This window comes from Synechococcus sp. YX-04-1 (genome assembly GCF_030546365.1).
Lineage (GTDB): Bacteria > Cyanobacteriota > Cyanobacteriia > PCC-6307 > Cyanobiaceae > Parasynechococcus.
The window spans coordinates 257,931-282,636 of sequence record NZ_JAUONZ010000002.1 but is presented as its reverse complement, the minus strand read 5'-3'; the positions used below and the strand labels follow the sequence as shown (position 1 = coordinate 282,636).

The window sequence follows — 24,706 nt, the reverse complement described above, 5'->3', positions numbered from 1 at the left end:
GACCGGTTCGAGGCAGGATGACCACAGCCTAGGCATTCGCTCTGAAGCACCTGCGACTTGCCATTGCCGGTGATCTGCACGGCGCCTGGGGCGACGCTGATGAACAGCTGCTGCAGCATCTCAAGCCCGATGCTGTTCTTTTTGTAGGTGATCTCGCTGATGGGGATCTGCGGCTGACGCGACGGATCACGCGGCTTCCCTTTCCCGTAGCCGTGATCCTGGGGAACCACGACCGCGGACGGGATCGCAGTGGCGGCATCCTTGAGCAGCAACTGGCTGTGCTCGGCGATCTGCACTGCGCCTGGCGCTCGATCCAATGGCCCGAGCTCCCATTGACGGTTGTAGGTGCGCGTCCCTGCAGTGCAGGTGGAGGTTTTCACCTTTCAGAAGCGGTTGAGGCGGTGTACGGCCCGGTGTCGCTTGAAGCCTCAGCCGAGCGGATTGTGCAGGCCGCCTCTGATGTGCCCGCTGATCAGCCCTTGATCGTGATGGCCCACTGCGGACCCTCGGGGTTGGGATCCGATGCCGCCAGTCCCTGCGGGCGCGATTGGAAGACACCGGCGCTCGACTGGGGAGATCAGGATCTGGCCCTCGCCTTGGATCGCATGGCCAAGAACCGACCTGCTGATCTGGTGATCTTTGGCCACATGCACCATGCCCTCAAGCGCGGCTCCGGTTTCCGCCAGAACCTGCTGCGTCATCGCCATGGAACCGCGCTGATCAACGCCGCCTGTGTGCCGCGTGCAGGGGTTGATGGGCACGGGCGGACGCTGCTGCACCTTTCCTGGGCTGAATTCCAGGGCTCCCGTCTCGCTCTGCTCGCCCATCGCTGGTACACCCCCGATGCTGAGTTGATCCATCAGGAGCAGTTGCAGATGGATGCTCCGCTGCCGTGCTGATCTATTTCTGCAGCAGCAGCCATGGCTACGGCCATGCCGCCCGAGATGCGGCGGTGCTGCAGCGGCTGCGCCGCCTTCGTCCCGACTGGACCTTGGTGATGAGCTCGGGTCTGTCCTCCCCTGTGCTGAAGCTGCTGTTGGGGGATGCAGCAATTCAGCAACGTTCCTGTCAATGGGATGTGGGCATGGTGCAGGCCGATGCGCTCGGTGTGGATTGTGCCGCCACCCTCAGCGCCTTGGATCAGCTGGAGCAACGGCTGCCGCATCTGATCGAGGCTGAGGCCAACTGGCTGGCGTCGCAGGGGCAGCCGGTCTTGATCGTCGGGGACATTCCCCCGGCCGCGGCCGCCTTGGCCCAGCGCCTCGATGCACCTCTGGTTTGGATGAGCAATTTCGGATGGGATGACATCTATGGCCCGTTGGGGGCTGCCTTCCAGCGCTGGGCTGATGCTGCCGCTGAGGCCTATCGCAGCGGTGATCTGCTGCTGCGCTGTCCATTTGATCTGGCCATGAACTGGGGTTTGCCTGAACGGAGGCTCGGGTTGGTCTGCGCCAGCCCGCGGTCCATCCCAGCGGATCTTGAGGCTTCCCTGGATTCCCAGGACGCCCCCCTGGTGATGGTGGGTTTTGGAGGCCTTGGCCTGTCCATCTCTAGGAATCTGTTTCAGCTTTGGCCCAACCACCATTTCCTGCTTCCGGCCTCATCCGTTGCTTCGCATGCGCCTGAGTTGGCGTCGCTCGCCAACCTCACGCTTCTGCCGGATGGGCTGCGTCCCGTCGATGTGCTCGGCCGTTGCTCCCGTTTTCTGGGCAAGCCCGGTTTCAGCAGCTTCTGCGAGGCAATGGCCCAAGGGGTTGGGATGCATGTAGTGGAGCGCAGCGGATTTGCTGAAGCTTCGGCGTTGATGGGTGGTCTGCGTCGCCATGGCCAGCACCGATGCCTCAGCCGTCAGGACCTGGACACCGGGGCATGGCAGCTGGACCAGCCGTTGCTGGGGCCAAGCGACGCCGCTCTTTCTGCATCAGGGGCCTCAGAAGCCGCTCAAGCACTGGTGAATTGGTTGGCAGATCACTTTTAATTTCTGGTATTTAACAACACCTTTTTGAACTGATTTGTTTCCACGTTGACGTCTTAGCCGATTATTTGACTGGCATATATACCTATTGCTTTGAACCTTCTGTTCGAGAAGGTACGTCGGGCGGATTTTTTTCCGCTTGAGCATTTCATCCGCTTCTGATCTGCTCCTAGCCCTCTCGAGGGCATGTTCTTTGAACGCTATTTATGGCTATCTCTGCATTCATCGGTCGTCAGACGCTCTCAGCGGCCGTGATCGTCGGAGTGCTGCCTGTTCTCAGTTCCCCACTGCCCGCCCAGGCGAGCTTGTTGCCCCCTGCCTCGCGGGCGCAGTTGATTCATACCTCTGATATCCAGCCCAGTCGGGCAATTCCCTATGTGATCACGCCCGAACGTCGGGCGATGCTGAACACGATCCGCTTCGCTGAAGGCACCTGGAAAGGTGGCCTGGATGTGGGCTATCGGGTGATGTTCGGAGGTGGCTTGATGCCCTCCCTTGCCCGTCATCCCAACCGGGTGATCTACAGCTCCCGCTATGCCAGTGCAGCTGCCGGGGCCTACCAGTTCATGCCCTTCACCTGGAACCTGGTTCAGCGCAGCATCGGCGTGAGCGGGTTCGGGCCTGAGGCTCAGGACCAGGGTGCTTTGTTCCTGATTCAGCGGCGCAAAGCCCTGTCTCTGACCGACACCGGTGTCCTCAGCCCCGTTCTCGCAGCCATGCTGGCTCCCGAGTGGGCATCATTTCCCACCCTTGCCGGTCGCAGCTACTACGGCCAGCCCGTCAAGAAATACGCGCGACTTCGCTCGTTTTATGACGTGAATCTTGCTGAGTTGCGTCGACTGCGTGACGTGAAGCGACAGGCCTTGGTGGCGCCTCCGCCGGCGCTGTGCACCGGGTCACGCATCGAATGCGCCACCCGGCTCTGAAAAGCGTCGAGAACTTCTAAGTCCCTCAGCCTTCGGCGTCGTTCTGAAGCTTTTGCCCGACGGTGGCCTGGGCAATCAGATAAGCGGCGATTCCACCGGCCAGGAAGCCAACCCCATTGCGTAGAAGGGGCATCACCTCTGAGGTACGTGTCACCACGGGGGCGACTCCAAAGACGCCGAACAGCATCACCCACAGCGGTGAAAGCAGCAGCAACCAGGCCCAGGCGATGGTCTCGCCCTCCTTCCGGGGGTAGGCCGCAAAGCCAGCAATCAAGCCGCCAAAGATCGAGGTGGTCAGGGTCCACAGCCACTGTTCCTGGGGAAGACCAGGCACCACCTGACAGCCACCCCGGTCCAGACAGATCTCCACGGCATTGAGGGCATCCAGCACGGCTCCGTCTTCGCCGTGGTCCTTCACGTAGTACTGGTTGCCGTAGCGGGTCTGCAGCTCCACCCAGTAAGTGCGCGGCATCATCGCGAAGTAGGCATCACCAACGTTGAAGTTCAGCAGGTTCCCGCCGCGGGGGTCGGCCACCAGTAGCAGGCTGCTTTCATCCAGCCCCCAGAACTCGCGTATGGCCAGGCCTGGTGTGCGCTCGTACTGGGTTAACACCCGCATTTTCCAGCCGGTGCGTTCCTCCACATCTGCCAGGGATGCCTCCAGCTGGGCCCTCTGGGTGTCGCTGAACACCTTGGCGAGGTCGATCACCGGGGTGGGGTGATCCGGCAGCAGCTCCGGGTTGTCGTAGGCCGTAGCCGGGCTCACCAGAACACCCAGGCTGATCAGAGCCACGACGACGAGGCTCCACAGATGTCGGATGTGATGTGTTCCCATGGAACTGCTGCAGCGACCGGCATTCTCTCCAATGAAACCGATGGCTGCGTCCTGTCCTGACTGGTTGGCAACGCATCTGCATCAGGCAGGGGGTGCCATTCCGTTTTCCCGGTTCATGGATCTGGCTCTGAATGAGCCGGAGCACGGTTACTACGGCTCAGGCCGCGCACGCATCGGCGCCCAGGGTGATTTCGTCACATCTCCCTCCCTGGGCAGCGACTTTGCAGCCCTGCTGGCGCCCCAACTTCTGGCCTGGCTGGCTGCGATTCCCCAGACGGATCCTGATCAACGCCTGTCGATTGTGGAAATCGGCCCTGGCGAAGGTCATCTGGCCCGGGATCTCTCTGCTGTGTTGCGTGATGCGGCTCCAGAGCTGTTGGGCCAGATCGAGATGGTGTTGGTGGAAGCCAATCCCGGCATGCGGCGGCGGCAACAGGCCCTGCTGCAAGAGGTGGATGATCTGCCGCTGCGTTGGTGCTCTCTGGACGAGTTGCGCCGCGATCCGGTTCATGGGGTGGTGATCGCCCATGAGTTGCTGGATGCCCTACCGGTGGAGCGATTGATCTGGCGGGAGGGATCCCTCCAGCAGCAGTGGGTGGCGCTTGATCCAAATGGTGGCCTGCGCTCGACGCATCGGCCTTTTCCGGATCGGTTGCACCAGGAGATCAAGCGTGTGTGCAGCCAAGGCGGCATTCAGTTGCCGCCCCCCGATGCCGAAGAGGGGTGGACCACGGAGTGGAACAGTGCACTGCCCGACTGGTTTGCTGCTGCGGCGGCTGCCGTGGATGCGGGCGTGCTGCTGGTGATTGATTACGCCCTCGAGGCCCAGCGTTATTACACGGCCCGGCGCTCCGACGGCACCTTGATGGCTGTTTGTGCTCAGCAGGCGGGTCTGTCGCCCTTCGATCAGCCAGGCGAGCAGGACCTCACGGCACACCTCTGCATCGAAGTTGTGGATGAGGCGGCCCAGCGCAACGGCTGGCTGGTGGGTGATCAGGCCAAGCAGGGCGAAGCACTTCTCGCCTTGGGCCTTGCGCAGCGTCTTCATGGGCTGCAGCAACTCCCGGGCCAACACCTGGCGGAGGCCCTGCAACGCCGCGAAGCTCTGCTTCGGCTGGTGGATCCTGCGGGTTTGGGTGCGTTCCGCTGGCTCACCTATCGGCGCGGATTGCCTGAAGGCGGCTTCAGCCTTTCAGGCGCTCCAGGCAGCTCAGAATCTCGTCGCGACTGACGTCATCGCGAATCTCAACGGATCCGATGCCAGTGGGCATCACGAAGCGCAGGCGACCGTCGCGCACCTTTTTATCCCCCTGCAAGCTGTCGAGAACCGCATCGGCGGAGAGATCGGGCCAGGCGGTGGGGAGTCGGGCGCTTTCGATCAGCCGGCGTTGTCGCTCGGCATCGTCGCGACTCCAGCTTCCCCGCAGCACGGCGAGTTCGCCCACCGCCACCATGCCAATGGCGACTGCCTCACCATGCAGCCAGGTGCCATAACCGCAGAGGGTCTCCACCACATGGCCGAAGGTATGGCCGTAGTTGAGGATCGCCCTTAAGCCACCTTCCTTTTCATCGGCGGCCACCACCCGGGCCTTGGCCGCGGCGGATCGCTGCAGGATCGAGCTCAGGCGTTCCGCTCCAAGTCCAGCGGGGGTGCTTGGGTCGTCACAGGCCTCCAGTTCTTCGAACAGCGAGGTGTCGCCGAGGATTCCGTATTTGATCACTTCCGCCATGCCGGCTCGGAACTCGCGTTCGGGCAGTGTGTTGAGGGTGGAAGGATCGATCAGCACCAGGCGCGGCTGGTGAAAGGCGCCGATCAGGTTTTTACCGCGGGGATGGTTGACCCCGGTCTTGCCACCGATGGACGCATCCACCATGGCCAGAAGGGTTGTTGGAACCTGAACCACCTGGATGCCGCGCAGCCAGGTGGCTGCCGCAAAACCGGTCATGTCCCCCACTACGCCGCCGCCGAGGGCCACCATCAACGAGCTGCGTTCGAGCTTGGCGTTGTAGGCCGCATCGTGGATCTCAGCCACCGTAGCGGGCGTCTTTTGGTGTTCTCCGGCGTCAATCACCAACAGGTCAACGCTGAAACCTGCGGCCTTGAGGCTGTTCAGACAGGCGTCGCCATAGGGGCTGGCGACATCCGGATTGCTGACCACCAGCACACGCCGACCAGGCTGCACTCCGGCGTCCAGCATCTGCTGACCAAGCCTGGCCAGGCCGCCGGCTCCAATCACCACCTCGTAGGGATTGCGCTCCAGCGCAACGCGGATGTGATGCAACGGGGTGATTGTGGTCATGAAACCGTTGGAACCCACCTACTCTCGCAACAGTGTCGCTGGTCCTGTGCGCAAGAGATCAGTGCGCAACTCCCTTTCGGCCTGGGCGTTTCTGCTGCCGGCGGTGGTGTTGATCAGTTTGTCGGTGCTGGTGCCGGCCTTGATGGCCCTGGTGATGAGCTTCACCGCCACCGGGCTTGATGTCAGTGAGCCCTTGCGTTTTGTGGGTTTGGCCAACCTGGAGCGCTTGCTGTCCGATCCGATGGCGCGGCAGGTGTTGGTCACCACCTTCTTTTATCTGATCGGTGTGGTGCCGCCCATCGTTTTCGGGGCGCTGGCACTGGCGGTGTTGGTGAACCAGGGTTTGCCCGGTCGTTCCCTGCTGCGGGGCGCCTTTTACACCCCCGTCTTGGTGTCGATCGTTGTTGCAGCGATCGCCTTTCGTTGGCTGTACGCCGAGAACGGACTGATCAATGGATGGTTGAGCGCCCTGCTCGGCGATGCCTTCAGCCCGATTGGTTTTCTCACCACGCCGCAGCTGGCCCTTCCCGCCGTGATGTTGGTGACCCTCTGGAAAGGACTGGGGTATTACATGGTGATTTTCCTGGCGGGTCTGCAGGGCATTCCCAAGGAGCTCTACGAAGCAGCGGAGCTGGATGGCAGCGAGGGCTGGAGAAAGCATCTCGACATAACCCTGCCCTTGATGGGGCCCTACGTGACCTTGGTTGCTGTGGTTTCGTCGATCGCGGCAACCAAGGTGTTCGAGGAGGTGTTCCTGATGACCCAGGGAGGTCCTGCTGATGCCACGCGAACCATCGTTTATTACGTGTACGACCAGGCCTTTGCTGAGTTGGAGATCAGTTACGCCTGCACCTTGGGCCTAGCCCTGTTCCTGCTCGTGTTGCTGTTCACCATGATCCGGTTGGCCTTTGCCGGCGATCGGCCGCTGATCTGACGCTGTCATCGACCCTGCAAAGTGGCAAGCTGCGGAAGTCAGCTCGGACACGATGATCGGCGTTGTGGGAGGTGGTCAGCTGGCACGGATGCTTGTGCAGGCCGCCGCGGAACGCCAGGTTCCGATCGCCGTTCAAACCTCCAAGCCAGCGGATCCCGCCGCTGGCTTGGCCTCGCGTCTCGTCGCAGCGGATCCGACGGATGTGGCTGGGACCCGGGAGCTGGTGGTGGGCTGTGACGGCATCACCTTCGAGAACGAGTGGGTGAACATCGATGCCCTTCTGCCGCTGGAGCAGCAGGGGGTTCGTTTCCGGCCGTCTTTGGCTGCGCTCTCGCCCCTGGTCGACAAACTTTCTCAACGTCAGCTGTTGGATGACCTGGCGATCCCCAGTCCGCCTTGGTGTCCGCTGAGCCTGATTTCGCCCGCTCAACCGGCGCTTCCTCAGGGCTGGACCTTCCCCGTGATGGCCAAAGCCTCCCGCGGGGGATATGACGGCAAGGGCACGCTGGTGTTGCGCGACATCGATGCCCTGGCGCAGTTGTTGCGCGCCGTCCCAGCCGACGATTGGTTGCTGGAATCCTGGGTGGACTACGAGCTGGAGTTGGCTCTGGTGGTCAGCCGTGATCAGCGCGGCCGGATCCGTCATTTCCCCTTGGTGCAGACCCACCAGCACCAGCAGGTTTGTGACTGGGTTCTGGCACCGGCACCGGTGGATCCCTCGGTGGCGGCCTTGGCCTACAACGTTGCGGCATCGCTGATGACGAAGCTTGGCTATGTGGGGGTGTTGGCTCTGGAGTTTTTCTACGGGCCAGCCGGCCTGCAGGTGAATGAGGTTGCCCCACGCACTCACAACTCCGGTCATTTCTCGATCGAGGCCTGCACCAGCAGTCAGTTTGATCAGCAGCTCTGCATCGCAGCCGGGCTGCCTGTGCCTGATCCCGAGCTCAACAGCCGCGGTGCCTTGATGGTCAACCTGCTCGGTCTGGATCCGGAGCGCCATGCTCCTTTGGATCAGCGGCTTCAGGCTCTGGAGGCCATGCCGGGACTTCACCTGCACTGGTATGGCAAGTCACCGGAAACACCGGGGCGCAAGTTGGGGCATGTGACGCTTCTGCTCGAAGGCGACACGGTCTTGAAGCGGCGCGATGAGGCCGAGTCAGCGCTTGTCGCCATTCGCCGGATCTGGCCGCTCGAAAGCGAGAGTCAGGACTAGGCTTACGAGCGAACTGCTGTGTTGGTGACGGCCTTTTCTAGTGCTCTGATCTGACTCTCTTTCGACTTGGGGAGACTGTCGTGACGGTGACGTAGACCGGCCATGCAGCCGGAAACGAAGCCCCACTTTGTCGCCCCTTCTGGTTCTTCCAGGTCGACCACTGGGGCTCGCACGGCACGGTGGTTCACCCTCTTCAATTCATGGCTTGGTCGATGCCTGAATCTGACCCAAGCCATCAGCAAGCCAATTCGATTGAATGTTCCTCTGGATCAGTCCAAAGTTTGAACTCGAACTCCTCAGGTTCTTTTTTCAAAAAAATTGTTTTAGCTAGTTGTCCAGAAAAAATTCAACCTCGGTTAGTGGGCTAAGCCCCTCATCAACCAAGACTCAATCACAAAAAATATGAGAAAGAATGAACTGATGCCGATCACCAGAATCTTGCCGTTCATCCTGAAAATTTTCGCCTTGCCGAACTGTAGATTCGTTTTGCCCTAATTGGGGTGGATCGGCTTTGTGGGGCTAGTTCTCGGAGTGGTTGAACTCCTGGAGCGCGTATTGGGCGAGGCATTTGTCTTTATCAGTGTCGCTCAGCGCAATGGTGGTCACGCTTGGATGCCAGTTTCGGCGATTGATCAATTCGTTGAATTCGGTCAGAGCATCTTCGAGATCATCGAAGCTTCCCATGCTCTCTATTGTTTGTTGCCCTTGTTTGACGGTAATTTCCAGGGGCATCGTTCATTCGCTTGAGCGATCAAAGGCTACCCCTCAGCCGTTGTGTAGTCGATGATGCTTACTACTGTGTGAACAAAGCTTGTCAGTGCTTTGGTTGTCCTTAGCTTTGGATCGGTTGCTGTATCGCGATGCGTGATCCCCGCCTGGATGAGCTAATCCAAATGGAAACCTGGGATTGGTGGAAAGCCCAAGTTTTTTATTTGCGTGAAAAGAAAGATTATGCTGACGCAGAGGCGCTTTTTATGGAATTCAAGATTCCTCCATCTGATTCCAATTATTGATGTCGTTGTGCATTGATCAATGCGAATTGAGTTTAAGTGAAGTCATAGTTCGGGATCTTTTTGCATCGCTTTAATTTTCATCGTTCAATGTTAACTTCATTCATCTCCCCTTTTTTTGGGTAGTGGCAGGCGCACTGCTTGTTGATTGTTTTGGCAGCCCCGCTGTTGACGCTGTCTCCTTTCTGCCGGATGACGCTGAAGTCGCATGCCGGGCCATCCTTCCCCAATGTTTCCGCCGATCCGATTGGGCTGATCTCTGTGCCCGTGAACCCAGCGTTGCTGTTGGTCATCCTGAGGCCTGTCGTGATGCAGGATTCCAGCAACGCCAACCCCCTCAGGGGCGGTGATGCAGAACCGCCTGTTCCAGGTCAGGCCGACTCATCGATGTCACAACAAAGACCTCTTGAGCTGAAGTGCCTTTGCGAGCCACCAGCTTGAAACCCCCTTGGATCGGTGTGGACACCCGCAGCTGTAGTTCGGGACTGCGGCCACGCACCCGGGTGATCACGGCAGGGGTGATCGTCTGGATATCCGTCTCATGGGACAGGGCCTTCAGCCACGGGATTAAGCCGTCCACATAGGTGCTGTGGGTGATGACGACCCGGCCCAAAGCTGAACGAAAACCCGAGAACTGGTGAAAGTTAGCCACTTTGGCTATGCCAGAGAGAGCGCTCCGGGGCTGTGATGCTGAAATCAGTTGACACTCTCCGCCACGCGATCAGCGGACCGCTGGAGGATGCATGCGGCCCCCAGGCCCGCATGCTCACCGCTGAGGTGCACGGAACGGAGGTTCGGGGCCTGGCCTTGTGCCCTGGACGTGTGGTGCGTTTCGTGATGGACGAGCAGCTGCAGCGTCTGCAGGTGGCTGATCTGCTGCGACTCACCAAAGCAAGCCGTAAGCCTGCGGCCTGACTCAACAGCGTTCCAGAGGGGCCATTGTTAATCCTTCGGCCTGAAGCTGCTGGTGGTACAGCTCGGCCTGCTCCAGGGGGCCGCACCAGACTTCAGCGGAACCCTGCCCATCAATTCTGTTGGCGAGGTTCCAGGCATTGTCTTCGCTCATGCCAGGAATGATTTTGCGAAGGCAATCCACCACGTGCTGGAACGTGTTCACATCATCGTCAAGAACGATCACGCGAGCCTGGGGGTAACGCTGGGTTGTTTCCTGACGCTCCAGTACTGCTGATGAACCGGGGCTGGAGCTGGTCATGACAGTTGCCTCCGGACGGACGAAAAGATGCCGAACCCTAGGTAGGATCCCATCAGTCAAGCGGTCAAGCGCATGTTGTTCACTCTGGGTTGGGCGTCCTTGGCCGCCATGTTCAGTTTCTCCATCGCCATGGTGGTCTGGGGACGCAATGGTGACGGCACCCTGAACTTCTGATCGAATCTGTGCTTCAAGACGCACCACTTCTCAGCCAGACCCTGGCGGTCACGGCAGCAGTGCTTCTTGTCTTCGTCAGCGTTGCCGTGATTTATCTCTCAACGATCGAATGGAGGGACCGTCGACGCCGTCAGGGTTCAACCAAATCCTCCTCCTGATTGCGTCCATCCGACGCGAACTTGAAGAGCATCCCTGCACAGCCCTTCTTCTGGGGTTGTGCTTTTTTTTGCCCGCCCTGCTGCTCGGCACGTCCAGCCTGCTGACGCCTTCTCTGAATCGCCATGGAACAGCAGAGCTGTTTGAGCTCAGTCGGCGGGCTCGCTTGGTGCAGAGTTTTGAGGCTGATCCCTCTAGATCGGTCCCGAAGGTCTGGCAGAAGCGGCTTGGTCCTTCGGCAGCCCCTGATCGCTGGGCCCGTCATGGCCGCGGGCTCTGGTGGCTGATCTGGCTGGACGACGGGGAACCCCTTCTGGCTCTTCCGTCAGCATCGAACTCGTCTTCCCTGGATCTGCTGTTCGCTGATGCACTACACCGCAGCAGTTTTGATCAACTCCAATCGCTTCAGCCAAGGGAGCCTTCGGGCTTGGAGCAGAGCTGCTTGCAGCGGTTGACCAGCGGAACGGCCGTGTTGTGGCAACCGTCAGGCCTGGCCTCGATCAGCGGTTCTCTTTTCCCCGCCTTGGCAAGCGTGTCCCATGGCTGTTTGCGTGTTGCGCTGCAGGGCGATCGGCTGATGGCTGAAGGACCTGTGGCTTCAAGACCCTTCGCGTCTCTGCAGGCTGACCAGGCGAAAGGCCAAACCAATTCCGTTCGCTTTGATCCGTCGTCGGCCTATCTAGAGCTCAATAGCGTTGCTCTGCAGCCTTTGCTGGGATCCGTTTTCAACAATCCACTGATCGCAGAACAACTCGACAGCCGTTATGGACTTCCGCAGGAGTTGCGTGATGTTCTGCTCGCTGCGCCTGTCGTTTTGCGGGTGGACGTGCTCGAGGCTGGCCGCTTCCAGGCCTCTGTTCAAGCCAGGTTGATGCTGGCTGCTGATCAAACCGACTGGATCAAGCGAAGTCTTGATGCCGTTGCAACCGCCTTGTTGAAGCGCGGGTTTCAAATGGAGCAACGCCCCCTTTTGTCTTCGAATGGTCGACCATCAAACCGTGTCGCCAATGTTTGGCTCGATCCCCAGGGGCACCCTCAAGGTGGATGGTCGTTGAGCTCTGGAACGCAGGATCAGGTGGAGCTGCTGCTTGGCTTAGGGGACGTCCCGACCATCGGCCCCTCACCGTTGAAAAGGATGGGTCAACAGCAACTTCGCCTTCAAGGGAAACCGGATCAATTGGTTCGGCTGGGTTGGCTGGGACCGGGCTGGCCTCGGGTCATTGGTAACGCATCTCAACTGGAGCTTGAGATGACAGCACTGCCGAAGAATCAACAGCCCGGATGGCTTCGCTTTCAGCTGGAGGTGCCTTGAGCCTGCTCTGCCAAACGGCGCTCCTTCTTGCGCTTTTCAGCAGCGATCGTTTCGTTCAACAGTTCAACGGCCTGATCCATCCGTTCGCTGTTGGAGCTAAATAGCGTTAGATCCTTCTCGACGCGATCGCAGGGCAAACCGAGGCTTTCGGCGAGTTCCTTGCTTTGATTGAGAATGGCCTCAGTTTCCAAGCCGGTGGCATCCGCGGCAGTCGCCTTGAGAAGGCTCATCAGTCCGACGGCCATCAAACGTGAGTAGTGGCTGCCATCTTTGAGGCTGTGGGATGACAGCCAACTCTTCAGGCTCTCGAGATCCTTGCCTTTGGCTTGTTCAACCAGCGAAGCGTTGGTCTTACGCAGCTTTGCTGCGTCGAAGCCATTGCTGCTGCAGAGGGCATTGAACAGTGCGTCTGTCTGCGCTTCTGGCCGATAGCCCTTGGTGAAGGTGTTAAACACGCTGCACAGCCCGACGCTGAAGAGTTCGTTGGCTTCAAATCGACTTTGATGGCTCAGCAAATGCAGCTCCACCAGCAGCTCGTCAGCAAGGCGGCGGTACAGCGGCGCAATGACGTGGGGGAAGGCCTGATGAAACGCTCGTTTGCTGTCGGCGATGGTCTGACTTGCGGCCAACGTGCAGTCCCAGAATGAATGGCTGGAACCCTAGCGCCGCAGACATCGCCGTTAGGATTGCTCGACCCCGCTGATGCTCAGATGATCCCCATTGTGATTGAGGAGTCCGGCCGGGGAGAAAGGGCCTTTGACATTTATTCCCGGCTTCTGCGCGAGCGCATCATCTTCCTTGGTGAGGCTGTCACCAGTGACTCCGCCAACCGGATCGTGGCCCAGATGTTGTTCCTCGAAGCTGAGGATCCCGAGAAAGATATCTACCTGTACATCAACTCGCCCGGCGGTTCGGTCTACGACGGCCTCGGCATCTTCGACACGATGCAGCACATCAAACCGGATGTGCACACGGTGTGTGTTGGCCTGGCTGCGAGCATGGGTGCCTTCCTTCTTTGTGCCGGCACCAAGGGCAAGCGCAGCAGCCTGCAGCACTCCCGGATCATGATTCACCAGCCTTTGGGCGGTGCCCAGGGCCAAGCCAGTGACATCCGCATTCAGGCGGACGAAATTCTCTTCTTGAAGGATCGCCTCAACAAGGAGCTGGCTGATCGCACCGGGCAACCTCTGGATCGCATCCAACAGGACACTGACCGTGACTTCTTCATGTCACCCACCGAAGCAGTGAACTATGGGTTGATTGATTCGGTGATCGACAAGCGTCCCGTTCAGGCTGTCGCTTGAAGAAGGGGGGGGCTAAAAACATCCGTCCCAGCAAGATCTGTCCAGTCTGCGATCGCCCGTTTGAGTGGCGTAAAGCCTGGAGAAATTGCTGGGAGGAGGTTGTGTATTGCTCCGAACGTTGCCGTCGACGCAAGAACAAATCCAATTCATAACAAAGCCCCCGTCTGATTAAGACGGGGGCTTTTTTGGTTGCTGGGCCGAGGATCAGTCCAAGGTGACGACTGTGCGGTCTTTCTCAGGAACAGCGGTGAATTCAGCCACAACGGCCTTGAACTCATCACCATTCATGGTTTCTTTCTCGATCAGCAATTCCACCAGGCGGTCCATGGCTTCGCGGTTGGCGGCCACGATCTCCACAGTTTCGTCATAACAACGCTTCACCATGTTGCGCACTTGAATATCGATCTGTTGGGAGATCGATTCCGACACCTCACTGCGAGACATCAAGTCGCGGCCCAGGAACACTTCCTGGCTTCCGCCTTCGAGGGCAACAGGGCCGAGATCACTCATGCCGAGCCGGGTCACCATGTTTCGAGCCATCGAAGCAACTTGCTGGATGTCGCCACCGGCTCCGGTGGTGACTTCCTGATGACCGAACACCACATCCTCTGCGGCACGTCCACCCAGTGCTCCCATGATGCGCGCTTTGAGCTGGGCACGGGTGACCAGAGTTTGCTCTTCGTCAGGGGAGAACCAGGTGAGGCCTTGGGCCTGACCACGGGGAACCAAGGTGACCTTCTGAACAGGATCGTGGTCCTTGACCAGGGTTCCGATCAGGGCATGACCCACTTCGTGGTATGCGATCAGACGCTTGCTGCGACCGTCGGTGAGCGGACGGCCTTCCATGCCGGCGATGATGCGATCGACAGCGTCGTCGATCTCGCTCAGACCGATGGCGTCCTTGCGGCGACGGGCGGTGAGGATGGCTGCCTCGTTCATCAAGTTGGCCAGGTCAGCCCCGGTGAAGCCAGGGGTGCGGCGGGCGATGCTTTCGAGGGACAGCTCATCTTCGAGCTTCTTGTTGCGGCAGTGCACGTCGAGGATGGCGAGGCGGCCCTTGATATCAGGGGCGTCCACAGTGACCTGACGGTCGAAACGACCGGGACGCATCAGGGCTGAGTCCAGAACGTCGGGACGGTTGGTGGCGGCAATGATGATGATGCCGCTGTTGCCCTCGAAGCCATCCATCTCCGTCAGGAGCTGGTTCAGCGTCTGTTCGCGTTCGTCGTTACCGCCGCCGATGCCAGCACCGCGCTGGCGACCAACGGCATCAATTTCGTCGATGAAGATCAGACAAGGGCTGTTCTCTTTGGCCTTCTTGAACAGGTCGCGAACGCGGCTGGCACCCACGCCAACGAACATTTCGACGAACTCAGAACCAGAGAGCGAGAAGAAGGGAACTCCCGCTTCGCCTGCAATGGCCTTGGCAAGAAGGGTTTTACCGGTGCCGGGAGGGCCAACCAACAGAAGGCCGCGGGGAATCTGAGCACCCACGGAGGTAAAACGCTCGGGCTGCTTGAGGAAGGTGACCACTTCCTGAAGTTCCTGCTTGGCTTCGGTGACACCAGCCACGTCATCAAACATGACGCCTGTTTCTGCTTCCATCATGAAGCGGGCCTTGCTTTTGCCGAACTGCATGGCTTGGCCAGGGCCGCCAGGCATGTTGCTGTTGCGGCGGGCTAAGAAGATCAGGGCACCGATCAGCAGCAGCGGGAAGGCCAGATTGCCCAGAACCCCCAGGGCCGGAGGCGCTGTGCGGGGGGGATGAATATCGAAGCTGATGCCTTCAGTCTTCAGGGTGTTGATCAGCTCAGGGGCAAGACCGGGCAAATCGACGCGCAGGCGCTGGACGCGGTTGTCGAGATCGGGATCAACGGCTTCGATCACGGCGTTGCGGCCACCGTCGTAGATATCAACGGCTGTGACGCGGCCGGCTTCGACGTAGTCGAGGAAGCGGCCGTAGCTCATACGCGCCACGGCAGCATTGCGGGGAGCGACGGTGGTGCCATTGCTGTCTTGGCTGAGGCCATTGATGCCTCCGTTACTCACCACCTGCCAGCCAATCAGCAACACGACGCCGATTGGCAACAGCCAGAGGGCAAGAAGGCGCCAGCGCTGATTCATGAGCCGAAAAAATTCGTTAACTAGTGTAAAGGAGTTGGACTGATTTCTGAGACCCGAATCAAAGGCTTCTCAGGGCAACAATTGGATCGAGCTTGGCGGCTCGTCGGGCAGGTACGACACCGAAGAACAGTCCGATCGATCCTGAGAGCCCAACGGTGAACATCACTGTCGTGGCGCCGATCGCTGCCGGGAGTGGCGTGACCGCCGCCACGAGGCTCACGGTTCCAAGCCCCACCAGCGTGCCGATGGCGCCGCCCAGGCTGGCAAGCACCAGGGATTCCACCAGAAACTGCTGCAGCACATCAGTGCTGCGAGCCCCCAGGGCCTTGCGCAGACCGATCTCTTCGGTTCGTTCGCTGACGGACACCAGCATGATGTTCATGATCCCGATGCCGCCCACCAGCAGGGAGATCCCTCCGATGGCCCCGAGCATCAAGGTGAGTCCTCCGGTGATGGTGCTCACGATGGTGAGGGCATCCTTCTGGGACCGAACCACGAAATCGTCATCCCGGAGAATTCGGTGCCTCTGTCTCAGCAGGTTGTTGATCTGAAAGCTTGCTGCGTTGATGCTCTGTTCATCTCTGGCTTCAACACTGATGGAGTTGAGGCTGACGCCGTAAATCGGATCCCGACCGGTGATCCGGTTCACCATCGTTGTGATTGGGATGTAAATGTTTTCATCCTGGTTGCTGCCGAACACGGCCCCTTTGGGGGCCATCACACCGATCACCTCAAAGCTTTGATTGCCGATGCGCACCTGCTGGCCAATCGCTGAGCCAGTGGGGAACATCTTTTTGCGTAGATCAGAGCCGAGCACAGCAACAGCCCGTGCACCGGCTACTGCCTTGGCGCTGATGAAACGGCCCTTGGCCACTTCAAAGCTGCGCACCGGAAGGAACTCCGGTGTCACGCCGAAGACAGCACCAGTGGCACTGCGGGCTCCCGCCTGCACCACCTGATTGGTGTTGACCAGAGGCGCGACGCGTTTGACGCTGGGAACTTGAGCGGCGATTGCTTCGGCATCCTCCAGGACAAGCGTTTTGGGTCGGGTGACACCTTGGCGTCTGGTGTTTGTGTTGCCAGGGACCACAAACAGCACATTGGCACCGAGGTTGTTCAACTGCCCTTCAGCCAGCCCCTGGGCGCCACGACCAACCCCCACCAGGGTGATCACAGAGGCATTGCCGATCACGATGCCCACCATGGTGAGCAGGCTGCGCAGACGGTTGCTCCGCAGGGTGGACAGGGCCATCCGCACCGTTTCCGTTGCGGGCATCCGCCGGTTCATGGTTTGGCGTCGTTCAGATCAGTGTCGCTTCAGCTTCGTTGCTAACGATGCTCACCTTGACAAGATCCGTGGATCCGGAAACGCCCGAATGGGTGCCTGCGGACTGAACCACAAGATCTCCCTCCTTCAGCAGATCCAGTTCTCTGGCCTTGACCATGGCGGCGTGGAAGGTTTGCGTGGTGCGTTCGCCCTGGGGAATCACCAGAGGGGTCACACCCCACACCAGCTGAAGACGGCAGGCAACGGTGCGATCGGGGGTGACAGCAAGAATCGGTGCCGCAGGCCGAAACTTGCTGACGTTTCGAGCCGTGGCCCCACTTTTTGTGAGGGGAAGGATCGCGGAGGCGTTGAGCTGGCTGGCGATGGTGCTGACCGCACCGCTCAAGGCATTGGGAACGGTGCTGGGCAGGTGGCTGTCGATCGAGCGTTGGGGATAGTCCTTTTCAATCCTTCGAGCAATGGTGGCCATGGTCTGAACGGCTTCCACGGGGAAATCCCCCACCGCGGTCTCATTGGAAAGCATCACGGCGTCGGTGCCATCAAGGATGGCGTTGGCCACGTCGCTGACTTCGGCTCGGGTCGGCCGGGGGCTGGAGGCCATGGAATCCAGCATCTGGGTGGCCGTGATGATGGGGATGCCCAGGCTGTTGGCCTTGCTGATCAGTTCCTTCTGCAGAAGCGGAACTTCCTCAGCCGGCATCTCCACTCCGAGGTCACCGCGGGCCACCATCACACCGTCGCAGAGCGGAAGGATCGAATCGATCTGATCGATGGCCTCAAATTTTTCGATCTTCGCCACCACAGGGGTCTCATGGCCCTGCTCACGGATCAGTCCGCGAATCTCTTCCATGTCGGAGGGATTGCGCACGAAGCTGAGTGCCACCCAATCCACCCCCTGGCTGAGGCCAAAGGCCAAGTCGGTCTTGTCCTTGTCCGTTAGGGCACGAACGGAAAGCTGCACGTCCGGGAAGTTGACGCCCTTGTTGTTGGAAAGAACACCGCCCACGGTCACGGTGCAATGCAGGGTCTGCTGCGCCTTGTCGACGGTATCGACCCTCATCTCAACGCGGCCGTCGTCGAGCAGGATCCGGCTTCCGGCGGTGACTTCGTCGGCCAGCTTGTCGTAGGTCACGGTTGCGATCGTCTTGTCGCAGCTCACCGGCCGTGAGGTGAGCGTGAAGGGATCGCCATTGGCCAGGGTGATCGGGCCTTCCGCAAACCTCCCGAGTCGGATCTTCGGGCCCTGAAGGTCTTGGAGGATGCCGATGGTCTGACCCAATTCCTCAGACACCTGACGAATCGTGGCGATGCGTGCGGCGTGTTCGCTGTGGTCCCCGTGGGAAAAGTTCAGCCGGAACGTGGTGGCACCAGCCTTCACCAGCTCCTTGATCCGCTGCGGACTTTCCGTGGCAGGGCCGATGGTGGCCACGATCTTGGTCCGTCGGTTCAGGTCGAACTGGCCCATATCGCGGCTGAAAATCCTTGCGGAAACTACCATCCGGGCGTTTCCCTACCGGTCCCATGGAGATGAATTCCTATCAGGACGCCGCCCGAAAGACGGCTGCCTACCCGGATGTGGGCCGTAATCCCATCTATCCGACCCTTGGTTTGACCGGTGAAGCCGGCGAGGTGGCTGACAAGGTGAAAAAGGTGATTCGGGATCGTGAGGGTGTTTTTGATGCCGACACCCGCGAAGCAATCAAGTTGGAGCTGGGAGATGTGCTCTGGTACGTGGCTCAGCTGGCCAGCGAACTGGGTTATGACCTGGATGAGGTGGCTGAAGCCAACCTGCAGAAACTGTCGAGCCGGGCTGCCCGTGGGCGCATCGGCGGCAGTGGTGACCAACGTTGATCTCCTGATGCTCCGACGACTCCTTGCCTTGTTGTGCAGCCTGCCTCTGCTGCTTGGACTGGCACTCCCTTGCGATGCCGCTGAACTTCAACTCACTGAGGTTCGCCTGGATCCCTGCGGAGAGCTGGACGCTGGTAATCAACCCGAACTGAGCCGGCCGATGGGTGCCAGCTGTTATGTGCTGACGGGAGACGTTGAGAACCGCGGCAAAAACAGCGTCATCGATACCGATGTGTACGCACGAATTCTTGATGCCAGTGGTGAACCCGTTCTTCCAAACAGAACCCGGGTGGGATCGATCGGGGATGTGAACCCCGGTCACTCCCCATTCGCTCTGCGAATCTCAGTGCCTGCGGGAACACCTGGACCGTTTGTGATCAAAAATCCCCGTGCCCGTGGGTTCAATGCCCCTGTACGAACCCGCGTTGATGCTGATGAGGATGATTTGCTGCCGTTGGAACGCGGCATCAATCAGCAGTGATCACCAGGTGGAGCCCGACATGTAGAAGGCGCTGATCGACTGCCCCACCAGGCTCTGCAACAGATTCAGGGCCAGGAAGGCCAGGATGGCGGAGAGGTCAATGCCCCCAAGTGGTGGGATCAAACCCCTGAATGCGTTGAGGTAGGGGTCGGTGATCGCACTCACGCTGCTCAGCACCGGATTGCCCCAGTCCAGGTTCGGGAACCAGCTCAGCAGAACTCGAACGATCAGCACCAATGAGTAGATCTGCAGGGTCTGGGACAGCACCTGCAGCAGGGTGACGGGTAGAGATTCCATGACGGGGGCTGATCTGCTTCGACTTTATGCAGCTTCCGTCAGATCGGTTGCCCCGAGATCAGGAAGCACGGAGAAGGTGCGATGGAATTTTTCGGTGAGAGTGAGCCAGTAGGACCGCCCCTCGCTCTGTCGACGCCGTTCGATGAATTCCTGCGCCAGCAGTTCCTTGATGTGGTCGTAGGCCCCCGAGCCCCGCAGATCCACAAGATCCGATTGAAGAATTCGCTTCTTCAGGGCAATGGTGGCAAGGGTTCGCAAGGTTGCCGTGGAGAGATTCACCGGCAGCAGGTCTTTGACCAGATCGCCCATGCCCGGCCTGAGCTGCAGCCCGTAGCGACCGCTCTGTTCAACGATCTCAAGGGCACTGTCCCTCTGGGCGTAAGAGGCCGTCAGGGCCACGAGGGCTTCTTCCACGGACCGGCGGTCTGAATCGGCAAGCTCGGTCAGTTCGCCGACGCTGACGGGCCGGCCCTTGAGATAAAGAATCGCCTCGAGTCTGGTGGGCAGGGATGCAGACGTCATCACAAGCCCTCGAGAGCACTCAAGTTACCGCCTGAAAACTCAGAGGAACAGGCCATAGGCCGGGTTGTTCGTTTCATCCCAGTGGCGATATCCCAGGGCATCGAGGAAGTCGGTCCAGCCCTCGTTCTCCTGTTCCGGCACCAGCACCCCCACAACAATGCGCCCTACGTCGGCGCCGTGGTTTCTGTAGTGGAAGATGCTGATGCTCCAGCCGGGGTGCAGAGCATCCACGAAGCTCATCAAGGCACCCGGGCGTTCGGGGAATTCGAAGCGATACAGCAGCTCCTTGCATTCCCCGGCACAGGCCGTGCGCGCTGAGGACGGCAGACGGCCCCCCACCATGTGGCGCAGGTGGACCTTGGCAAATTCGTTCTCACTCAGATCGAGGCAGGGGAAACCCCCACGTTCCAGTTGGTTCAGCAGTGAGGCACGGTCGCTTTCATCTTTCACCTGCACACCGATGAAGATCTGCGCCGTGGCGCCATCGGTCATGCGGTAGCTGAATTCCGTAAGGCTGCGCTCCCGTAGCAGTTCGCAAAGCCGCCTCAGGCTGCCGGGTGATTCGGGAATTTCCACGGCCAACATTGCTTCTCGCTCTTCACCGAGCTCAGCCCGTTCGGCGATGAAGCGCAGTCGGTCGAAATTCATGTTGGCCCCGCAGGCCACCGCCACAAGATTGCTCCCCGCTAGGTGCCGATCGGCCACGTCCTGCTTGAGCCCGGCAACCGCCAGAGCACCGGCCGGCTCAAGGATTGAACGGGTGTCTTCAAAGACGTCCTTGATCGCGGCACAGATGGCATCGGTGTCGACCCGAACCATCCGATCGACGAACTGCTGAGCCAGCTCAAAGGTGTGTTGGCCCACCTTCCTGACCGCGACGCCATCGGCAAAAAGACCGACCTGTTCCAGTTCCACCCGCTTGCCTTGCTCGAGGGAGCGGCTCAGGGCATCGGCATCGACAGGCTCAACGCCGATCACCTCCGTTTCCGGCCAGAGCCGTTTGACGTAGGCGGCGATTCCTGCGATCAGGCCACCACCGCCCACAGCTACATAGATGGCGTTGGGTGGCTGCTCGGCCTGGCGCATGATCTCCATTCCGATGGTCCCCTGACCTGCGATCACCTCCGGATCGTCAAAGGGGTGGATGAAGGTGAGCCCCTCGGCCTTGCAGCGTCGCTGCGCTTCCGCGGAGCACTCGTCGTAGGTCTCGCCATGGAGGACCACGTCACCGCCAAGGGCCCGCACGGCGCGAACTTTCACCTCTGGGGTGGTGCTCGGCATCACGATCACGGCCCGACAGCCGAGCCGCTTGGCACTTAAGGCGACGCCCTGGGCATGGTTGCCGGCGCTGGAGGCAATCACACCGCGCTTCAGCTCGTCGGCACTGAGCTGGGCCATGCGGTTGTAAGCGCCGCGCAGCTTGAACGAGAACACCGGCTGGAGATCCTCACGCTTCAGCCAGACCGCGTTGTTCAGCCGGCGGCTCAGATTGGGGGCGTGATCCAAGGGGGTTTCCCTCGCCACGTCGTAGACGCGGGCGCGCAGGATCCGCTGCAGGTAATCGGTCATCCCACCATTCTTCCAAGGGTTCGATCCAGACAGGGGCCGGGTCGGTTCCCGTAGATTGCACGTATTGGAGTTGTCGGTGCATGCATCTCGGAGATCTGAAGCATCCGAATGAACTGCACGGACTCAGCCCGGCTCAGCTCGAGGATGTGGCTCGGCAGATTCGTGAGCGGCATCTGCAGGTGGTGTCCACCAGTGGTGGTCATCTGGGTCCTGGTTTGGGAGTTGTGGAGCTGACCCTGGCGCTATACCAGACGCTCGACCTCGACCATGACCGTGTGATCTGGGATGTCGGCCATCAGGCCTACCCCCACAAATTGATCACCGGCCGGTTCAACGAATTCGATTCCCTGCGCCAGCAGCACGGGGTCGCGGGTTATCTCAAGCGCTCGGAGAGCGACTTCGATCACTTCGGAGCTGGCCACGCCAGCACGTCCATCTCCGCGGCGCTGGGCATGGCCATGGCGCGGGACAACCGGGGTGAGTCGTTCAAATGCGTTGCCGTTATCGGTGATGGAGCCCTGACAGGCGGCATGGCTCTGGAGGCGATCAACCACGCCGGACACCTTCCCAACACGCCGTTTCTGGTGGTGCTGAACGACAACGACATGTCGATTTCCCCGCCGGTGGGTGCGCTGTCGAATGTGTTGAACCGTGCGCGGCTCAGCCCACCGATGCAGTTCCTCTCAGGGAGTGTCGAAGAAAGCGTTCGGCACCTGCCCTTCATGGGTGGTGAGATCCCTGCGGAACTCAACCGCCTCAAGGGGAGCATGCGTCGCCTCGCGGTTCCGAAGGTGGGTGCTGTCTTCGAGGAACTGGGTTTCACCTACATGGGGCCGATCGACGGCCATGACATCGGTGAAATGGTGCGCACCTTCCAGGCGGCCCACCGTGAGGGCGGCCCTGTGTTGGTGCATGTGGTCACCAAAAAGGGCAAGGGCTACCCCTACGCCGAGGCCGATCAGGTTGGCTATCACGCCCAATCGGCGTTTGATCTCGGCACCGGCAAGGCGATTCCGTCCTCGAAACCCAAGCCCCCCAGCTACAGCAAGGTGTTTGGCCAGACCCTGGTCAAGCTCTGTGAGCAGAACAGTCGGGTGATCGGCATCACCGCGGCCATGGCCACCGGTACCGGTCTTGATCTGCTTCAGAAGGCTGTTCCGGACCAGTACGTGGACGTTGGTATTGCTGAGCAACATGCCGTCACCTTGGCGGCTGGCATGGCCTGCGAGGGTTTGCGCCCTGTCGTCGCCATCTACAGCACCTTTTTGCAGCGCGCCTACGACCAGTTGATCCACGACGTTGGCATTCAGAAGCTGCCCGTCACCTTCGTGCTGGATCGTGCCGGCATCGTCGGTGCTGACGGCCCGACTCACCAGGGTCAATACGACATCAGCTACATGCGGGCCATTCCCAACTTCACGGTGATGGCGCCGAAGGATGAGGCTGAGCTGCAGCAGATGTTGGTGACCTGCCTGCATCACGACGGGCCCACGGCGCTGCGGATTCCCCGGGGCTCCGGTGAAGGCGTTCCGTTGATGGAAGAAGGTTGGGAATCGCTGCCGATCGGCCGCGGTGAACTGCTGCGGGAAGGCAACGATCTGATGATCGTGGCCTACGGCTCGATGGTGGCTCCTGCCCTAGCCACAGCAACGCTCTTGGAAGAAGCGGGGCTCTCCACCACTGTGATCAATGCTCGCTTCCTGCGGCCCCTGGATCAGGCGCTGATTCATCCCCTGGCGCGACGCATCCCCCGCGTGGTCACCATGGAAGAGGGGGCGCTCCCCGGTGGCTTTGGCGCAGCGGTTCTTGAGTCGTTGATTGATCAGGACATCAACGTGTCGATGCTGCGCATCGGTATCCCCGATCAGCTGGTCGATCACGCCACGCCGCAGCAGAGCAAGGAGGCCCTCGGCCTCACTCCTGCGCAGATGGCGGAACGCATCCTTGAGCGCTTCAGCAACACCTCTGGTGATCTGCCATCCACCGCTTCGATCAAGGCCCTCCAGGCCTAAGGCTGAGGAATCGGTGTCGGTTCTGATCGTTGGCGCGGGGCCGTCCGGTGCCCGTTTGGCGATTCAACTGGCGCGGGCGGGTGTTGAGGTCACCTTGGTGGATCGCTTGGCCGATCCCCATCGCCATGCCTATTCCAGTGGTGCTTTGCCATTGGACGCTGTTCGTCGGCTTGGTCTGCCGGATGAAGCCATTGCCGCCACCTGGCAGGGCTGGCAGCTGCACGATCCCTCGGGTCTCGTTCATCAGTGGTGGTCTGCCGGCGATCTGGGGGTGGTGCTCGACTTTGGTCGGCTTCGGTCCTGGCTCTGGGAGCAGGCGCGTCGCCATGGGGTGGAGTTGATTCAGGACTGCCGGGCTGCGCTGAGCTCGCTTTCGGCCGAAGGGGCCAGTGTCCGGTTGCAGACCCGCGATGGATGGACGTCATTACGCTCAGCTCGTTGGCTGATTGATGCCACGGGTGCACGCCGAGATCTTCTGCAGCAGGCCGGCCTCAGCCCCAATCCGGAGGATCCATTGCTGCAGGGCATCGGCGTTGAGTGGTTGCTCCAAGCCGACGACCGTCAGTCCGCTGCCTGGCGGGATCGGATCAGTTTCTTCCTGGGCACCGCCTGGATCCCCCACGGATACGGCTGGATCTTCCCGATGCAAGGGCAACGGCTGAAGGTGGGCGTCTGTCACCTTCCACCGGCGGATCGATCGACTCCCGGCAGCCTGGCTAGCCCCCTTCAGCGCTTGATTCAACGCTGTGGCTTGAGCGCCTGCCCGGTGCTGGATCGCCATGGCGGCTCCGTGTCCAGCAGCATCTCCCGCACCGAACCGTTAGCGGCCGGGGCGCTGCTGGCGGTGGGGGATGCGGCCAGTTCCGCCAACCTGCTTGGGGGAGAAGGGATCCGCCATGCCATGGACAGCGCTGATCAATTGGCCGATCTGTTGATCGCTGAAGGGATTCGGGGAGATTCCACGACGATGGCCCGTCGCTACCAACAGCAGCTCAAGGACCAGCGGAGTTGGCGCTGGTTGGTGTCGGGCCGGCTGGCGCGGCGCACCTGGTGGGGACTCGACAATCCAAGGGCGGATCGGCGTCTTCAACGTCTGATCCATGGGCTTTCTGTTTCAACAGAAGCCCCAGCTCTGTCTGAGTTGTTGTTCGACTACAACTTCGAGCGTTACGGCCTTCGTCTGCTGCCGTATCTGCTCTGAGCCAAGAGT

At 60.3% G+C, this 24,706-nt stretch carries 29 protein-coding genes and 1 other RNA gene; 17 read left to right on the top strand and 13 right to left on the bottom strand.

The features are described 5' to 3' along the window. Positions 1–50: 50 nt before the first annotated feature. From Q3Y53_RS04830 to Q3Y53_RS04820, 3 genes are all read left to right on the top strand, one after another. On the top strand, positions 51–899 hold the full coding sequence (locus Q3Y53_RS04830) for a TIGR04168 family protein (RefSeq protein ID WP_303534032.1): 849 nt from the start codon (positions 51–53) through the stop codon (positions 897–899). Next, complete coding sequence (locus Q3Y53_RS04825) at positions 893–1,978, top strand: hypothetical protein (RefSeq protein ID WP_303533500.1); 1,086 nt, start codon at positions 893–895, stop codon at positions 1,976–1,978. The genes Q3Y53_RS04830 and Q3Y53_RS04825 overlap by 7 nt, the downstream gene beginning before the upstream one ends. A gap of 203 nt (positions 1,979–2,181) precedes the next feature. After that, on the top strand, positions 2,182–2,901 hold the full coding sequence (locus tag Q3Y53_RS04820) for a glycoside hydrolase family 104 protein (protein WP_303533497.1): 720 nt from the start codon (positions 2,182–2,184) through the stop codon (positions 2,899–2,901). Positions 2,902–2,926: 25 nt separating this feature from the next. Here Q3Y53_RS04820 and Q3Y53_RS04815 read toward each other — a convergent pair whose 3' ends face one another. Beyond that, entirely contained in the window at positions 2,927–3,736 is an 810-nt protein-coding gene (locus Q3Y53_RS04815; protein WP_226423812.1) for a TPM domain-containing protein, read from the bottom strand. Positions 3,737–3,800: 64 nt separating this feature from the next. On the opposite strand from Q3Y53_RS04815, the gene Q3Y53_RS04810 reads away from it, so the two are divergent. Beyond that, entirely contained in the window at positions 3,801–4,967 is a 1,167-nt protein-coding gene (locus tag Q3Y53_RS04810) for a class I SAM-dependent methyltransferase (protein WP_303533494.1), read from the top strand. Here Q3Y53_RS04810 and aroB read toward each other — a convergent pair. Continuing rightward, complete coding sequence (gene aroB / locus Q3Y53_RS04805) at positions 4,921–6,036, bottom strand: 3-dehydroquinate synthase (protein ID WP_303533490.1); 1,116 nt, start codon at positions 6,034–6,036, stop codon at positions 4,921–4,923. The two genes, Q3Y53_RS04810 and aroB, sit on opposite strands and share 47 nt — an antisense overlap. 61 nt (positions 6,037–6,097) lie before the next feature. Between aroB and Q3Y53_RS04800 the strand changes: the two genes are divergently transcribed. The 3 genes from Q3Y53_RS04800 (at position 6,098) to ssrS (ending at position 8,373) form a co-directional block, all read left to right on the top strand. Further along, the gene (locus tag Q3Y53_RS04800) at positions 6,098–6,970 is read left to right on the top strand and encodes a carbohydrate ABC transporter permease (protein ID WP_303533487.1); all 873 of its coding nucleotides are present in this window, start codon (positions 6,098–6,100) and stop codon (positions 6,968–6,970) included. Between the two features lie 52 nt (positions 6,971–7,022). Further along, on the top strand, positions 7,023–8,183 hold the full coding sequence (locus Q3Y53_RS04795; protein ID WP_303533484.1) for a 5-(carboxyamino)imidazole ribonucleotide synthase: 1,161 nt from the start codon (positions 7,023–7,025) through the stop codon (positions 8,181–8,183). 7 nt (positions 8,184–8,190) lie between these two features. Continuing rightward, positions 8,191–8,373: non-coding RNA, 6S RNA (ssrS, locus tag Q3Y53_RS04790), on the top strand. Positions 8,374–8,702: 329 nt separating this feature from the next. Here the strand turns inward: ssrS and Q3Y53_RS04785 are convergent. Further along, positions 8,703–8,915: a hypothetical protein gene (locus Q3Y53_RS04785; protein WP_303533481.1), complete on the bottom strand. Its 213-nt coding sequence runs from the start codon at positions 8,913–8,915 to the stop codon at positions 8,703–8,705. 128 nt (positions 8,916–9,043) lie between these two features. Between Q3Y53_RS04785 and Q3Y53_RS04780 the strand changes: the two genes are divergently transcribed. Continuing rightward, positions 9,044–9,196 carry a hypothetical protein gene (locus Q3Y53_RS04780; protein ID WP_226423820.1) on the top strand — a complete coding sequence of 51 codons (153 nt, stop codon included), beginning with the start codon at positions 9,044–9,046 and terminating at the stop codon, positions 9,194–9,196. Between the two features lie 77 nt (positions 9,197–9,273). Here Q3Y53_RS04780 and Q3Y53_RS04775 read toward each other — a convergent pair whose 3' ends face one another. Then, entirely contained in the window at positions 9,274–9,525 is a 252-nt protein-coding gene (locus tag Q3Y53_RS04775) for a hypothetical protein (protein WP_303533477.1), read from the bottom strand. Positions 9,526–9,530: 5 nt separating this feature from the next. Beyond that, positions 9,531–9,806: a DUF2103 domain-containing protein gene (locus Q3Y53_RS04770; protein WP_303534029.1), complete on the bottom strand. Its 276-nt coding sequence runs from the start codon at positions 9,804–9,806 to the stop codon at positions 9,531–9,533. 74 nt (positions 9,807–9,880) lie between these two features. Here Q3Y53_RS04770 and Q3Y53_RS04765 point away from each other — a divergent pair, with 74 nt between their 5' ends. Continuing rightward, positions 9,881–10,108 carry a hypothetical protein gene (locus Q3Y53_RS04765; protein ID WP_226423822.1) on the top strand — a complete coding sequence of 76 codons (228 nt, stop codon included), beginning with the start codon at positions 9,881–9,883 and terminating at the stop codon, positions 10,106–10,108. A 1-nt stretch (position 10,109) separates the two neighbouring features. On the opposite strand, the gene clpS is transcribed toward Q3Y53_RS04765, so the two are convergent. After that, positions 10,110–10,406, bottom strand: coding sequence for an ATP-dependent Clp protease adapter ClpS (gene clpS, locus Q3Y53_RS04760; RefSeq protein ID WP_226423823.1), 297 nt, complete (start codon positions 10,404–10,406; stop codon positions 10,110–10,112). Between the two features lie 72 nt (positions 10,407–10,478). Here clpS and petN point away from each other — a divergent pair, with 72 nt between their 5' ends. Next, a complete protein-coding gene (petN, locus tag Q3Y53_RS04755; RefSeq protein ID WP_011364412.1) occupies positions 10,479–10,580 on the top strand; it encodes a cytochrome b6-f complex subunit PetN in 102 nt (33 codons plus the stop codon). A gap of 226 nt (positions 10,581–10,806) precedes the next feature. Next, a complete protein-coding gene (locus Q3Y53_RS04750; protein WP_303533471.1) occupies positions 10,807–12,048 on the top strand; it encodes a hypothetical protein in 1,242 nt (413 codons plus the stop codon). Here the strand turns inward: Q3Y53_RS04750 and psb29 are convergent. Then, a complete protein-coding gene (psb29, locus tag Q3Y53_RS04745; RefSeq protein WP_226423825.1) occupies positions 12,030–12,677 on the bottom strand; it encodes a photosystem II biogenesis protein Psp29 in 648 nt (215 codons plus the stop codon). The genes Q3Y53_RS04750 and psb29 overlap by 19 nt on opposite strands. Positions 12,678–12,758: 81 nt before the next feature. On the opposite strand from psb29, the gene clpP reads away from it, so the two are divergent. Then, positions 12,759–13,352 carry an ATP-dependent Clp endopeptidase proteolytic subunit ClpP gene (gene clpP, locus Q3Y53_RS04740; protein ID WP_226399680.1) on the top strand — a complete coding sequence of 198 codons (594 nt, stop codon included), beginning with the start codon at positions 12,759–12,761 and terminating at the stop codon, positions 13,350–13,352. Further along, positions 13,349–13,504 (top strand): DUF2256 domain-containing protein, encoded by a 156-nt coding sequence (locus tag Q3Y53_RS04735; RefSeq protein ID WP_226423826.1) that lies wholly within the window; start codon positions 13,349–13,351, stop codon positions 13,502–13,504. Before clpP ends, Q3Y53_RS04735 begins: the two co-directional genes overlap by 4 nt. Before the next feature lie 52 nt (positions 13,505–13,556). Here Q3Y53_RS04735 and ftsH read toward each other — a convergent pair whose 3' ends face one another. From ftsH to pyk, 3 genes are read right to left on the bottom strand one after another with little or no spacing between them, the layout of a single operon-like run. Beyond that, positions 13,557–15,476 carry an ATP-dependent zinc metalloprotease FtsH gene (gene ftsH, locus Q3Y53_RS04730; protein ID WP_226423827.1) on the bottom strand — a complete coding sequence of 640 codons (1,920 nt, stop codon included), beginning with the start codon at positions 15,474–15,476 and terminating at the stop codon, positions 13,557–13,559. A gap of 58 nt (positions 15,477–15,534) precedes the next feature. Continuing rightward, a complete protein-coding gene (locus Q3Y53_RS04725; RefSeq protein WP_226423828.1) occupies positions 15,535–16,764 on the bottom strand; it encodes an ABC transporter permease in 1,230 nt (409 codons plus the stop codon). A gap of 13 nt (positions 16,765–16,777) precedes the next feature. Continuing rightward, positions 16,778–18,229 carry a pyruvate kinase gene (gene pyk / locus Q3Y53_RS04720; protein WP_226423829.1) on the bottom strand — a complete coding sequence of 484 codons (1,452 nt, stop codon included), beginning with the start codon at positions 18,227–18,229 and terminating at the stop codon, positions 16,778–16,780. Between the two features lie 56 nt (positions 18,230–18,285). Between pyk and Q3Y53_RS04715 the strand changes: the two genes are divergently transcribed. Next, the gene (locus Q3Y53_RS04715) at positions 18,286–18,615 is read left to right on the top strand and encodes a nucleoside triphosphate pyrophosphohydrolase family protein (RefSeq protein ID WP_226423830.1); all 330 of its coding nucleotides are present in this window, start codon (positions 18,286–18,288) and stop codon (positions 18,613–18,615) included. Positions 18,616–18,622: 7 nt separating this feature from the next. Continuing rightward, the gene (locus Q3Y53_RS04710) at positions 18,623–19,096 is read left to right on the top strand and encodes a hypothetical protein (RefSeq protein WP_226423831.1); all 474 of its coding nucleotides are present in this window, start codon (positions 18,623–18,625) and stop codon (positions 19,094–19,096) included. Here the strand turns inward: Q3Y53_RS04710 and Q3Y53_RS04705 are convergent, their stop codons facing one another. The 3 genes from Q3Y53_RS04705 to ilvA are packed head-to-tail and all read right to left on the bottom strand — an operon-like array spanning position 19,097 to position 21,484. After that, positions 19,097–19,393 (bottom strand): YggT family protein, encoded by a 297-nt coding sequence (locus tag Q3Y53_RS04705; protein WP_115022017.1) that lies wholly within the window; start codon positions 19,391–19,393, stop codon positions 19,097–19,099. A 24-nt stretch (positions 19,394–19,417) separates the two neighbouring features. Further along, positions 19,418–19,915, bottom strand: coding sequence for an SMC-Scp complex subunit ScpB (scpB, locus tag Q3Y53_RS04700; protein WP_226423832.1), 498 nt, complete (start codon positions 19,913–19,915; stop codon positions 19,418–19,420). A gap of 39 nt (positions 19,916–19,954) precedes the next feature. Then, the gene (gene ilvA, locus Q3Y53_RS04695; RefSeq protein WP_303533447.1) at positions 19,955–21,484 is read right to left on the bottom strand and encodes a threonine ammonia-lyase, biosynthetic; all 1,530 of its coding nucleotides are present in this window, start codon (positions 21,482–21,484) and stop codon (positions 19,955–19,957) included. Between the two features lie 80 nt (positions 21,485–21,564). Here ilvA and dxs point away from each other — a divergent pair, with 80 nt between their 5' ends. Further along, positions 21,565–23,496 carry a 1-deoxy-D-xylulose-5-phosphate synthase gene (dxs, locus tag Q3Y53_RS04690; protein ID WP_226423834.1) on the top strand — a complete coding sequence of 644 codons (1,932 nt, stop codon included), beginning with the start codon at positions 21,565–21,567 and terminating at the stop codon, positions 23,494–23,496. 13 nt (positions 23,497–23,509) lie between these two features. After that, positions 23,510–24,697: an NAD(P)/FAD-dependent oxidoreductase gene (locus tag Q3Y53_RS04685; protein ID WP_303533444.1), complete on the top strand. Its 1,188-nt coding sequence runs from the start codon at positions 23,510–23,512 to the stop codon at positions 24,695–24,697. The last annotated feature ends 9 nt before the right edge of the window (positions 24,698–24,706 follow it).

Excerpts from the sequence above, each read along its gene's own strand:
- Q3Y53_RS04795 (WP_303533484.1), top strand. The coding sequence starts at position 7,023 with ATGATCGGCGTTGTGGGAGGTGGTCAGCTGGCACGGATGCTTGTGCAG.
- Q3Y53_RS04765 (WP_226423822.1), top strand. The coding sequence starts at position 9,881 with ATGCTGAAATCAGTTGACACTCTCCGCCACGCGATCAGCGGACCGCTG.
- Q3Y53_RS04815 (WP_226423812.1), bottom strand. The coding sequence starts at position 3,736 with ATGGGAACACATCACATCCGACATCTGTGGAGCCTCGTCGTCGTGGCT.
- clpS (WP_226423823.1), bottom strand. The coding sequence starts at position 10,406 with ATGACCAGCTCCAGCCCCGGTTCATCAGCAGTACTGGAGCGTCAGGAA.
- scpB (WP_226423832.1), bottom strand. The coding sequence starts at position 19,915 with ATGACGTCTGCATCCCTGCCCACCAGACTCGAGGCGATTCTTTATCTC.
- dxs (WP_226423834.1), top strand. The coding sequence starts at position 21,565 with ATGCATCTCGGAGATCTGAAGCATCCGAATGAACTGCACGGACTCAGC.
- ftsH (WP_226423827.1), bottom strand. The coding sequence starts at position 15,476 with ATGAATCAGCGCTGGCGCCTTCTTGCCCTCTGGCTGTTGCCAATCGGC.
- clpP (WP_226399680.1), top strand. The coding sequence starts at position 12,759 with ATGATCCCCATTGTGATTGAGGAGTCCGGCCGGGGAGAAAGGGCCTTT.
- Q3Y53_RS04705 (WP_115022017.1), bottom strand. The coding sequence starts at position 19,393 with ATGGAATCTCTACCCGTCACCCTGCTGCAGGTGCTGTCCCAGACCCTG.
- Q3Y53_RS04785 (WP_303533481.1), bottom strand. The coding sequence starts at position 8,915 with ATGCCCCTGGAAATTACCGTCAAACAAGGGCAACAAACAATAGAGAGC.
- Q3Y53_RS04710 (WP_226423831.1), top strand. The coding sequence starts at position 18,623 with ATGCTCCGACGACTCCTTGCCTTGTTGTGCAGCCTGCCTCTGCTGCTT.
- Q3Y53_RS04725 (WP_226423828.1), bottom strand. The coding sequence starts at position 16,764 with ATGAACCGGCGGATGCCCGCAACGGAAACGGTGCGGATGGCCCTGTCC.
- pyk (WP_226423829.1), bottom strand. The coding sequence starts at position 18,229 with ATGGGCCAGTTCGACCTGAACCGACGGACCAAGATCGTGGCCACCATC.
- aroB (WP_303533490.1), bottom strand. The coding sequence starts at position 6,036 with ATGACCACAATCACCCCGTTGCATCACATCCGCGTTGCGCTGGAGCGC.
- Q3Y53_RS04780 (WP_226423820.1), top strand. The coding sequence starts at position 9,044 with ATGCGTGATCCCCGCCTGGATGAGCTAATCCAAATGGAAACCTGGGAT.
- Q3Y53_RS04820 (WP_303533497.1), top strand. The coding sequence starts at position 2,182 with ATGGCTATCTCTGCATTCATCGGTCGTCAGACGCTCTCAGCGGCCGTG.
- Q3Y53_RS04715 (WP_226423830.1), top strand. The coding sequence starts at position 18,286 with ATGGAGATGAATTCCTATCAGGACGCCGCCCGAAAGACGGCTGCCTAC.
- petN (WP_011364412.1), top strand. The coding sequence starts at position 10,479 with ATGTTGTTCACTCTGGGTTGGGCGTCCTTGGCCGCCATGTTCAGTTTC.
- ilvA (WP_303533447.1), bottom strand. The coding sequence starts at position 21,484 with ATGACCGATTACCTGCAGCGGATCCTGCGCGCCCGCGTCTACGACGTG.